Source organism: Amycolatopsis sp. NBC_01307 (assembly GCF_035975215.1).
Lineage (GTDB): Bacteria > Actinomycetota > Actinomycetes > Mycobacteriales > Pseudonocardiaceae > Amycolatopsis.
Genome location: NZ_CP108403.1, coordinates 3,178,334 through 3,188,926 on the forward strand (window position 1 = coordinate 3,178,334; position 10,593 = coordinate 3,188,926).

Here is a 10,593-nt window from a genome sequence, read left to right on the forward strand (position 1 = left end):
GATCGATCCGCGGGTCCATGATAACCCGTTGCTTACCTTCCGGCCGGTCAGTACTCTCACTACTGACCGGCCGGAAAGTAAGTTGACCATCCCGTGAAGGATCCCGCCCCATGACGACAGAGACCACCGGCGAGGCCGCCCCGCCCGACACCGCGGCCACGGCGCCCGCCCAGTTCACCCACCGGCAGATCATGGTCACCATGAGCGGCCTGGTCATCGCGATGCTCCTGGCGATGCTGGACAACATGATCGTCGCCCCGGCGCTGCCCACGATCGTCGGCGACCTCGGTGGCCTGAGCCACCTCGCCTGGGTGACGACCGGCTACATCCTCGCCTCGACGGCGTCCACCCCGATCTGGGGCAAGCTCGGCGACCTCTTCGGGCGGCGCATCGTCTTCGTCTCGTCGGTCGTGGTGTTCCTCGCGGGCTCGGCGCTGGCCGGGATGTCGCAGAACATGGGCGAGCTGGTCGCCTTCCGCGCCGTGCAGGGCCTCGGCGCCGGCGGCCTGATGGTCGGCGTGCTGTCGATCATCGGCGAGATGATCCCGCCGCGGGAACGCAGCAAGTACATGGGCCTGATGATGGCCGTCATGCCGGTCGCGATGATCGGCGGCCCGCTGGCCGGCGGCTTCATCACCGACAACTTCTCCTGGCGCTGGGCCTTCTACGTCAACCTGCCGCTCGGCGCGGTCGCGCTGGTGGTCTGCTGGCTCACCCTCGCCAAGCTCCCCCGCGGCACCGGCAAGGCGCGCATCGACTGGCTCGGCGCCGGCCTGCTGACCGTGTGGATCACCACGCTCGTCCTGATCACCAGCTGGGGCGGCACGCAGTACGACTGGGCGTCACCGCAGATCCTCGGCCTCGCCGTGGTGACCGTGGCCGCGTTCATCGCCTTCGTGATCGTGCAGCGCCGGGTGGCCGAGCCGATCATGCCGCTGCGGGTGTTCGGCAACGTCAACTTCACCCTTTCCGGCGGGCTGGCGTTCATCTCCGGCTTCGCGATGTTCGGCGCGGTCACGTTCCTGCCGCAGTTCCAGCAGTTCGTGCAGGGCTCGTCGGCGACCAACAGCGGGCTGCTGCTGATGCCGATGATGATCGCGGCCATGGTCGTCTCCCTGGCCAGTGGCGCGATCATCAGCAAGACCGGGCGTTACAAGATCTTCCCGATCATCGGCGGCATCCTGCTCACCGCGGCGCTCGCCCTGTTCGCGACCCTGGACATCGACACGTCGAAGACGACGACCGCGATCTACATGGTCGTCCTCGGCGCCGGGATGGGCTGCCTGATGCAGACGTCCACGCTGATCGCGCAGAACAGCATCGAACTGCGTGACATCGGCGCGGGCACGGGCGCGGCGACCTTCCTGCGCAACATGGGCAGCTCGCTCGGAGTGGCGTTGCTGGGCGCGATCTACACCAGCTCGCTGAGCACGTCCCTCACCGGGGGCGCCGGCTTCTCCGCGAGCGGCAACCAGATGACCCCCGCCATCCTGCACAAGCTGCCCGAAGCCGCGCAGCACATGTTCAAGGTCGCCGTCACCGACAGCCTGGGCACGATGTTCATCGTGGCCGCCTCGGTCGCGGCGGCGGGCATCGTCATCGCGTTCTTCGTCCGCCAGATCCCGCTGCGGGGCCGCGCTCCCGCCGAGACGGCGCTCCAGGAAGTCTGACGACTCGGTGAGCGTTCCGTTCGGAACGCTCACCGAGTCCGTCCGTCATCGCAGCTTCGTCGGCGGCGTGGTGCCGGTCCGTTCGTCGCCGTAGCTCAGCCAGGTTCCGATCGGGGCACGCTGCTCGATGCCCGGACGGCTGTAGTCGCACACGCCACCGGGGAACGCCGCCCGCAGCCGGGTCCGCTCCGCTGTCGTGAAGGTGACCGGGTAGTCGCGGAAGTTCAGCGGCTGGAGCCGGCACTTCAGCACGTCGAGGGACAGGCTCTCCCCCGCGACCATCCGGGTGTTGGCCGCCACCGGGTACTGCGCGCCGCACTGGCCGCTCGCCGGGTACGTCAGCTTCTCGGTGATCCGCGACGTGGCGGAGAGGTAACACCCGTCGCCGAGATCGCCCGGCCGGTTCGCGAGCACCTTCTGCTGGTGGCTCCGGTGTGAGCCGTCGGCGTCGATCGCGGTGAGCCAGCGGTCCATCGCGTCGAGCTCGTAGACACTGGCGGCCGCCGCTTCGGCGCCGGTGGCGTGGTTTTCGATGATGACCTGGTTGCCCGCGGTGCCGTTGGCCCGCAGAAGCCGTTGCCGCATCACGTAAGACCACTCGGTGGTGTGGATGTCGTTGCCGAACCCGGCCAGGTCGAGATCGGTCCGCTGGTCGATGATCGGCGTCTCCCGCAAGCCCTGCGACGCCGAGTTGACGAGGTCGTCCGCGTACACCGTGTTGAGTGCCTTCGGGTCGGCCGCGATCCGCTGCGCCACGGGCTTTCCGGTGTAGTCGAGGCCGCCGATCGCGGCGTTGAGGTCCACGAACTGCGCCGCGGTGATCGTCCCGGCCTTCAGCGCGGCCAAGCCGTACTGCACCCCGGTGGTGTCCAGCGGGCTGCGCACGAACCCGGTCTTCGGGTCCCGGCCGATCTGGTTGGCCAGCTGCTCGTTCGAGTTGCACTTCACGCCGCGCGGGTTGCTGACCGGATCCCAGCGTGCCGCGACCGGGATGGCCGCGTTGCAGCTGTCGGTCGCGGTGGCGCGGCTGGCGAAGGTCTGGTCCCAGGAGACGCAGGTGTCGTAGCTGGTGAAGCCGGCGACGGCCTGCTTCTGCGCCGCGGTGAACGACGCGCCCGCCCCGGCGAAGTACCGGTCCAGCAGGCGGCAGTCCGACACCGGGCCGCCGGTGCTCAGCGGGTCCGGGAACGAGACGCCGGGGATGATGCCGTCGACGATGCCGGGGTAGTTCTCGGCGATGTCGTACTGCTGGATCGCCCCGCCCGAGCCGCCCCAGCCGATGGTGTGGGCGACCGGGCCGTAGGTCTCGACGAAGTGTTCCTTGACCATCATCGCCGCTTCGGCCGAGATGATCGGGCTGCAGTTGTTGTCGAGCACGTTCAGGCTCGACGACGTGACCGCGTAACCCTGGGCCAGGAACAGGTCGTTGACGACCCCGCCGGTCGAGTTGCCCTGGTGGTAGCCCGCGTTGCAGCCACCGCCGAAGGTGTAGACCAGCTTCCCGTTCCAGCTCTTGTCCGGCGCGACGGGTGACGGCGCGCCGTCGTAGAGCGCCGCCATCTCGTAGACGGCGCGGTCGATCGTGCCGCGTTCGACGCGGACGACGTACGGCACCGCGTGCCCGCCGACCGTGGCCGTCGCGAGGTCCGCGGGCCGGGTCGCCGGGTCGGCCAGCGGCGCGAACGCCCCGGCGGTGGTCTTGTACTGGTAGCTCACCTGGGTCGGCGCGCTGCACAACGGCTGGGACGCCGCGGGCAGGCCGAACGCCTGGGTCTCGCAGTAGAACGGGCGCTGCTGCGAGCCGGAGAAGACGGGCCCGGTGATCGGATGGTTCGTGACGCGCAGGCTCGCCCGCTGGTCCGGACCGTGCCCGGTCGTCCGGGCGCTCAGGTCGTTGGCCCCGTCGCGCAGGCCGGTGACCAGGCCGAGCAGGCTGCCGTCCGGCTGGGCGTGGAAGCTCGAGGTGACGTCGTGGCCGTTGTCGCTCACGGTGACCCGCGCCCGCGCCGGCGGGACGACCTTGACCAGCACCTGTCCCCCGCTGACGAGCGCGGGCCGCGGGTTCGACACCGTCTCGATCGTCAGCTGCCGCCCGGGCGGAGCGCCGGCCACCGCGGTCGCGGTCCCCATCAGGAGGACGGGTGCGGTCAAGGCCGCCACCACGACGGATGAGCGCAAAGTACGGTTGGCCACCAGACACCCCGCTCGCTTGTGGCATCGCGTCATCGCGACACCGGGCAGCTGCCGGTATAGCACCTGCGGCCCGGCCGGAACAACATCCGGTATCCGTTGCGGAAGAACCGAAAAGTCCGGTTCGGACGCTGGGACCGGCACCCGGGCGAGCGGTCCGGGGCCTTCGCCGACCGGTACCCGAACCGGCCCGGCGGTGGGGGCCGCATCGCCCGAGCGGACTAATTGCCTGGTGGAAGGGGGTAAAGCTGATTGACCCGCCGCACCGTTGGGTACTTCTGCGGCACAGCGAAACCCACCGGCCGCGGCGCCTTTCGCCGGATTGCCGCACGCCTCGCCCACCCGGAGACCATCATGAACGACTCAGGAGCTTGGCACGACCAGTTGCAGCGTCAGCAGGAAGCGATCCAGCGCAAGCGCCGGGAAACCGCCACGACCGGCACCGTCACCCCCACCCGGTGACGGCGGTCAGTCCACAAAGGAGTATCCGCCCGAGGCCCGCCTTTCCCCGTCCGCAGCGGGGTTCAGGCGGGCCTCGTTCATGGCGGCCCGAGTGATCCGGCAGGTCACCGCAGGCCGGCGGTCGGGCCCAGCAGCTCGGTGAACACCGTGATCGCGCGGTCGATGGCGTCGTCGTCGACTCCGGCGTGGGTGACCGCGCGGATGCGGTCGGTGCCCAGCTCCTCCACCTTGACACCGCGGCGGCGGGCCGCCTCGATCAGGGTGCGGGTCGTGTAGCGGTCGTCGCGGACCTTGAAGAACACCATGTTCGTCACCGGCGGGCCCGGGTCCAGCCGGACGCCCGGGACGCGCGAGAGGCCACGCGCCAGGCGGGCGGCGCGGGCGTGGTCGTCGGCCAGGCGCTCGGTCATCTCCGTCAGTGCGACGATGCCGCAGGCCGCGATCATCCCGGCCTGGCGCATGCCGCCGCCGAGCATCTTGCGCATCCGGCGGGCCGCCGCGATCGTCACGCGGTCGCCGACCAGCACCGAGCCGATCGGCGCGCAGAGACCCTTCGACAGGCAGATCTGCACGGTGTCGGCGTGCTTGGCGATCTCCGCCGCGCTGACGCCCAGCGCCACCGCGGCGTTGAACAGCCGGGCGCCGTCGAGGTGCAACGCGACGCCGTGCGACCGGATCAGCCGCGACACCTCGCTCAGGTAGTCCAGCTGCAGCGGCAACCCGCCGCAGCGGTTCTGCGGCGTCTCCAGGCTCAGCACCGCCGGCGGCGCGATCTGCGGGTCGCTGCGGTCGACCGCGAGCGCCTCGGCGATGGCGGCCGGGTCGATGGTGCCGTCGGCGAGGTTGGGCAGCGGGTCGTAGACGATGCCGCCGCACAGCGACGCGCCACCCGCTTCGTAGACGTAGACGTCGGACTCGTGGCCGACGATCGCCTTGCCGCCGCGCGGGCAGTGGGCCAGCAACGCGGTCAGGTTGGCCATCGTGCCGCTCGGCATCAGGCAGCCGGCCTGCTTGCCGAGCAGCTCGGCCGAGAGCTGCTCGAGGCGGTCCACGGTCGGGTCCTCGCCGTAGACGTCGTCGCCGAGCGGGGCGCGGGCGACCGCCTCGAGCATCGCCGGGGTGGGCAGGGTGAAGGTGTCGCTGCGGAGTTCGACGTGCGTGCCCTGGGCGGGCACGGCTTCCGGGCGCAGGGTCGCGAGGTCGTCGGCGAAGGTCGTCACAACAGGCTCCTAAGAGGTCAGCGGGTGGCCATGCGGTCGCGGAGGCTCCGCGGGCGCATGTCGGTCCAGACGGCGTCGATGTGGGCGAGGCACTCGTCACGCGGGCCGGTGACGCCGACGCTCAGCCAGCCGGGCGGCAGGTCGCGGCCGGCGGGCCAGATCGAGTACTGGTCCTCGTCGTTGCGGACGACGGTGAACGTCATGACGTGCTCCGGGTGTCGATGAGCGAGCGGACGGCGTCGTCGAGGCCGATCTCGGCCTGGCTCCAGCGCCAGCGGCGTTCCTCGACGTCGGCGCGGATGCGGGCGAACGCCGTCTCGGCCTCGGTGACGGCGGCGAGCACGGACTCCCGCGCCGGGCCGCCACCGTGGGCGGCGTGCTGGGCGACCTCGGCCGGGTCGAGCGCCGCGAGGACGTGCTCGGGCTGGCCGGCCAGCCGGGTCCGGGCGACTTCGTGCAGCGGCAGCCCGGCGTCGAGGGCCTCCTTGGCGATGGCGCCGACCTCGTGGTGCGCCTGCCGGAACGGCATCCCGGCGTCGACGAGCCGCTCGGCGAGGTGGGTGGCCGCGGTCTGGCCGTCGACGGCGCGTTCGTACATCCGCTCGGGCACCGGCTCGGCGCCTTCGACGACCAGCCGCAGCAGGACGACCGCGTCGGTGGCCGCTTCTAGCGCCGACCACGCCGGGGCCACGGCTTCGGTGCCGACGGCGATGGCGTTGGTGAACCGCGCGGTGGCCATCGCGCTCGCCGACGCGGTGAACGCGCCGAGCGGCGCCAGCGCCCGGCCCTGGACGTGCTCCAGCAGGAACGGGTTGCGCTTCTGCGGCATCATCGAGCTGGACCCGACGACGTCGTCGGCCAGCCGCAGCAGCCCGGCCTCGGCGCTGGTCCAGGCCTGCAGGTCGTGCGAGACGCGGCAGAGCAGCACCCCGAGCACGGTGGCCGCGGACAGCTGTCGCAGCACCAGGTCCCGCGACGCGACGGCGTGCAGCGAGTTCGCCAGCGGTTCCGCGAAGCCGAGCAACGCCGTCGTGCGGTGCTGGTCGACCGGCAGCGACGTCCCGCCGACCGCGCCCGCGCCGAGCGGGTTCTGGTCGAGCTCCGCGCCGGCCTGCCACAGCCCTTCGACGTCGCGCACCAGCGCGCTCGCCACCCCGGCCAGGTAGTGGCCGTAGGTGATCGGCACCGCCGGCTGGTGGTGGGTGTAGGCGGGCATGGTGACGTCGGCCCAGCGCCGCGCGCGTTCCAGCAGGGCGCGGCCGAGGGCGTCGGACTCGGCGAGCAGCCGCTCGTGCGGTTCCCGCAGCCGCAGCCGCACGACGGTGGCGTTGAGGTCGTTGCGGGACCGTCCACTGTGGAGGATCCCGCCGACTTCGGCGCCGAGGGTGTCGATCAGGTAGGACTCGTAGGCGAGGTACCGGCCGCGGGGTGCGGGGACCTCGTGCAGCGGTGCGAACCGGTGCGCCCGCAGGTTTTCGATGCCGGCGAGGAGCTCGGCGGCGCGGCCGGCGTCGACGATGCCGCGTTCGGCGAGCATCACGACGTGGGCGCGGTCGACCTGGCTGATCAGGTCGAGCTCGGCGGCGACCGGGTCCGCCGCGGGGGCGGTGTCGCGGTCGAAGAGGATCTCCCGGGCCGCGGCGGCGACCGGGCTGCTCAGCCGTCCGGTGCCACTGCTGCTCGGTGCCGGTCGTGAGTGGTAATGCGGGTTAGAACCCGCATTACCACTCACGAGGCCGCTGGGGGCGATGGTCATCGGGGTGCTCCTTCCGGGGTTTCCGGGTGGGGTGCGGGACCGTCCGGGTCCCGTTCGTCGCCCGCGCGGTCGGCGTGGGCTTCGGCGGTCTGCGCGACGGGTGGCGATCAGGAACCGCAGCGTCATCGGGTTTCTCCTCGGGGGATCAGGGCGGCGCGCAGCCGGTTCAGCCCCGCCACCGCGGCCGCGCGGCCGGCGCGGGGCCGGTCCGCGACGGCCAGCACGTACCCGGCCCGGTCGCGGTAGTCCCGGGCCGGGCGGACGACGGTGCCGTCCGGCCGGGACAGCCGGGCTTCCACCACTCCGGGCACGGCGCCGGCTTCGGCGACCGCGTCCCCCGCCGCGACCACCGACGCCGACGACGCGGTCAGGAACCGCAGCGAGGCACACACCCGCCGGTCCGGCCGCAGGTGCGGGTCGTCCCCCAGCACCGCCGCCACCTGCGCCGCCACCAGGTCGACGCCGGTGGCCGCGCGGACCAGTTCCGGGATCATCCCGCCCGCCAGGCGGGGGTTGACCTCCATCAGGCGCGGGCCGTCCGGCGTGAGCCGGATTTCGACGTGCGCGGCCCCGAACCCGAGGCCGAGCGCGGCCACCGCGGCCCGTGCGGTGTCGGCCAGCGCGGTTTCGTCCGCGGGTGGCAGCGCGGCCGGGGCGTCGTGGCCGACCTCGACGAAGAACGGCGCCGGCCCGAGGTGCTTGCGGACGATCGCCACGACGACGTCGCCGAACAGCTCGACCGAGTACTCCGGCCCGCTCGCGTACGGCTCCACGAGCACCTGCGCCGGCACCGGCAGGCCGCGTTCGTTGTGGGTCACCGAGAGCAGCGCCGCCGCCTGGGAGGCCACCGACTCGGGTGTCTCACACCGCAGCACCCCGACGCTGCCCGAGCCCTCGGCCGGCTTGAGCACCACGGGGAACTCGGTGGCCGCCGCGACGGCCGCGGCCACCGACGTCACGACCGTGCACTTCGGTGCCATCGCCGCCAGCGCGGCCCGCTGGTGGGCCTTGTTGCGGCAGTCGGTGACGGCGTCCGGGTCCGGGCCGGGCAGGTCCAGCTTCGCCGCGATCCGCGCCGCGACCGGGATGAAGTACTCCGAGCTGGTCGTCACCCCGGCCGGTTCGCCGATGTCGGCGGCGAGGACCGCGCAGGCGTCGGCCGTGTCGCACTGGACGACACGCACGCCGTCCTCGGCCGCGTACGGGTAGCGGTGGGGATCGGCCGCCGCCAGCACCGGCTCGTAGCCGAGCTCGCGGGCGCGGCGGGCGAACAGCCGGCCGGTGCCGGTGGTGTTGCTTTCGACGAGCAGCAGGGTGCGCATCACGCCGCCACGTCGGGAACCAGGCGGCGCCGGCCCCAGTTCAGCCAGCTCCACGAGCCGCCGGGCTCGGTGGGGGCGACGACCTCGTACGGCTCGGCCGCGCCCGGGTGGGCCAGGCCCTGGGCCCGCAGCCACTCGTCGGAGTAGACGGTGTCCTGGTAGCGGTAACCCTCGTCCGGCAGCAGCGCGACGACGGTGGCGTCCGGGTGCTGCCGCGACCACCAGTCGGCGACCTTGAAGGACGCGCCGCTGGTCGGGCCCATGAACAGGCAGTGCCGCGCGTACAGCTCGCGGGTCGCGGCGAACGCCTCCGCGGCGCCGATCCAGTGCACCTGGTCGTAGCTCTCGTGCGCGACGTTGGGCGGTACCAGGCTGTTGCCGAGCCCGCGCAGCACGCGCGGGCCGTCGGGCTGGCCGAAGATCGCGCTGCGCTGGGTGTCGACGCCGATCAGGTTCAGCTCGGGGGCGAGCATCCGCAGGAACGAGCTGGTGCCGGACGTCGACCCGCCGGAGCCGACCGCGCCGACCAGGCAGTCCGGCACGCCGATCGTCTCGGCGAGCTGCTCGGCGACCAGTGCGTAGGACGCCGGGTTGTCGGGATTGCTGTACTGGCCGGGCACCCAGTGGTTCGGGTACTCCGCGCGCAGCTCCTCCAGCCGGTCGAGCCGGGCGCGCTGGAACCCGCCGACCGGGCTGGGCTTCGGGCAGATCTCGACGCGGGCGCCGAGGTGCTCGAGGCGGCGCTTCAGCGGCGCGTCGATCGCCGGGTCGCCGACGATCGTGAGCGGGTAGCCGCGCAGCCGGCAGACCATCGCGAGGCCGAGGCCGAAGGTGCCCGACGACGTCTCGAGCACGGTGGTGCCGGGGCCCACTTCGCCGCGTTCTTCGGCGCGGTCGAGCATGAACCGGGCGGGCAGGAGCTTCATCAGGCCGAAGGCGGCGACGTGGAAGCCGGGCCGGATGCGGATGATCCGGGGCAGCTCGGTGGCTTCCACGACGGACCGGCTGACAGCGTGGCTGAGGGGAGCGGCAAGGGTCATCGGACTCACCTTTCGGTTTCGAACTGCCAGGTTTCGGTCACGTCGAGCCGGGTCGCGGCGAACTCCAGCCGGGCCGGGGTTTCGGCGTCGGCCGCGTCGAAGATCAGGCCGGCGACGTCGCCGCTGTGCGCGACCTGCACGCCGGCGGCCCCGGCGGCGCGGGCGACGGCGAGGATGTCGTCCAGGCCCGGGATGGGCAGGTGGCGCTGGTTGAGCAGGGTGCTGGCGGTGGCGACGCGGCCGAGCAGCCGCGCGTCGCCATCGTTGATGGCCCGCCGCAGCAGGCCGCGCAGCGGGCGGAACGCCTCGATCTCCCACGACGTGTAGCGCGCGGGCGGGAGTTCCAGGGTGTCGACGCCGCGGCCGCCCGGGCTGGTGCCGAAACCCAGCACGGCCAGCGGCATCAGCTCGCCGAGGTCTTCGATCGGCTCGCCCTCGCGGTGGGCGAAGACCACCGCGCGGCCGCCGTACATCAGGGAGTCGGACGCGGTTTCGGCTTCGACGGCGAGTGCGCCGACCTCGGCCGAGGTGAGCCGGCGGCCGGTCGCGGCGAGCACCGCGCCGATCGCCGACGTCACGTCCGCCGTCGACGACCCGAAACCGCGGCAGAGCGGGATGTCGCTGGTGATGTCGAGCAGCCCACCGGGCACCGGGTAGCCCAGCCGGGCGAGGGTGAGGTCGGCGGCGCGGCGGGCCTTGCTGCGCCACGCGGGCCGCACGGTCGTGCCGGTGTCCTCGGTGGGCAGGAACGTCGCGCGGGTGCTGTAGAGCGGGCACGGCAGGGTGACCAGGCCGCGGCGCAGCCGGTCGCCGGTGACGAAGACCCCTTGCAGGATCTCGCCGTGGTGGGCGTCGACGCGGAAACTGCCCGCGCGCGGGTCGGTGACGGTGGCGGGGGCCGGTGCGGCGACCGCGAGGTCCTCGGTCATGGCG

The 10,593-nt window shown here is 72.6% G+C and carries 9 protein-coding genes; 2 read left to right on the top strand and 7 right to left on the bottom strand.

What is annotated here, in order from left to right:
- The first annotated feature begins 110 nt into the window (after nucleotides 1-110).
- Nucleotides 111-1,670, top strand: coding sequence for an MDR family MFS transporter (locus OG439_RS13110; protein WP_326949657.1), 1,560 nt, complete (start codon nucleotides 111-113; stop codon nucleotides 1,668-1,670).
- Nucleotides 1,671-1,715: 45 nt separating this feature from the next.
- Here OG439_RS13110 and OG439_RS13115 read toward each other — a convergent pair whose 3' ends face one another.
- Nucleotides 1,716-3,830, bottom strand: a complete 2,115-nt coding sequence (locus OG439_RS13115) for a DUF6351 family protein (RefSeq protein ID WP_326951538.1) — start codon at nucleotides 3,828-3,830, stop codon at nucleotides 1,716-1,718.
- A 282-nt stretch (nucleotides 3,831-4,112) separates the two neighbouring features.
- Here OG439_RS13115 and OG439_RS13120 point away from each other — a divergent pair, with 282 nt between their 5' ends.
- Nucleotides 4,113-4,322 (top strand): hypothetical protein, encoded by a 210-nt coding sequence (locus OG439_RS13120; protein ID WP_326949658.1) that lies wholly within the window; start codon nucleotides 4,113-4,115, stop codon nucleotides 4,320-4,322.
- 104 nt (nucleotides 4,323-4,426) lie between these two features.
- Here the strand turns inward: OG439_RS13120 and OG439_RS13125 are convergent, their stop codons facing one another.
- From OG439_RS13125 to OG439_RS13150, 6 genes are all read right to left on the bottom strand, one after another.
- On the bottom strand, nucleotides 4,427-5,542 hold the full coding sequence (locus OG439_RS13125; protein ID WP_326949659.1) for a GntG family PLP-dependent aldolase: 1,116 nt from the start codon (nucleotides 5,540-5,542) through the stop codon (nucleotides 4,427-4,429).
- Between the two features lie 17 nt (nucleotides 5,543-5,559).
- Nucleotides 5,560-5,745 carry an MbtH family protein gene (locus OG439_RS13130; RefSeq protein WP_326949660.1) on the bottom strand — a complete coding sequence of 62 codons (186 nt, stop codon included), beginning with the start codon at nucleotides 5,743-5,745 and terminating at the stop codon, nucleotides 5,560-5,562.
- Entirely contained in the window at nucleotides 5,742-7,298 is a 1,557-nt protein-coding gene (argH, locus tag OG439_RS13135; RefSeq protein ID WP_326949661.1) for an argininosuccinate lyase, read from the bottom strand. The genes OG439_RS13130 and argH overlap by 4 nt, the downstream gene beginning before the upstream one ends.
- Nucleotides 7,299-7,420: 122 nt before the next feature.
- Nucleotides 7,421-8,620: an ATP-grasp domain-containing protein gene (locus OG439_RS13140; RefSeq protein WP_326951539.1), complete on the bottom strand. Its 1,200-nt coding sequence runs from the start codon at nucleotides 8,618-8,620 to the stop codon at nucleotides 7,421-7,423.
- Nucleotides 8,620-9,660, bottom strand: a complete 1,041-nt coding sequence (locus OG439_RS13145; protein ID WP_326949662.1) for a pyridoxal-phosphate dependent enzyme — start codon at nucleotides 9,658-9,660, stop codon at nucleotides 8,620-8,622. The genes OG439_RS13140 and OG439_RS13145 overlap by 1 nt, the downstream gene beginning before the upstream one ends.
- 5 nt (nucleotides 9,661-9,665) lie before the next feature.
- Nucleotides 9,666-10,589 (bottom strand): GHMP family kinase ATP-binding protein, encoded by a 924-nt coding sequence (locus OG439_RS13150; protein ID WP_326949663.1) that lies wholly within the window; start codon nucleotides 10,587-10,589, stop codon nucleotides 9,666-9,668.
- Nucleotides 10,590-10,593: the final 4 nt, after the last annotated feature.

Coding starts and splice junctions, on each gene's coding strand:
- OG439_RS13110 (WP_326949657.1), top strand. CDS start 111: ATGACGACAGAGACCACCGGCGAGGCCGCCCCGCCCGACACCGCGGCC.
- OG439_RS13130 (WP_326949660.1), bottom strand. CDS start 5,745: ATGACGTTCACCGTCGTCCGCAACGACGAGGACCAGTACTCGATCTGG.
- argH (WP_326949661.1), bottom strand. CDS start 7,298: ATGACCATCGCCCCCAGCGGCCTCGTGAGTGGTAATGCGGGTTCTAAC.
- OG439_RS13140 (WP_326951539.1), bottom strand. CDS start 8,620: ATGCGCACCCTGCTGCTCGTCGAAAGCAACACCACCGGCACCGGCCGG.
- OG439_RS13145 (WP_326949662.1), bottom strand. CDS start 9,660: ATGACCCTTGCCGCTCCCCTCAGCCACGCTGTCAGCCGGTCCGTCGTG.
- OG439_RS13150 (WP_326949663.1), bottom strand. CDS start 10,589: ATGACCGAGGACCTCGCGGTCGCCGCACCGGCCCCCGCCACCGTCACC.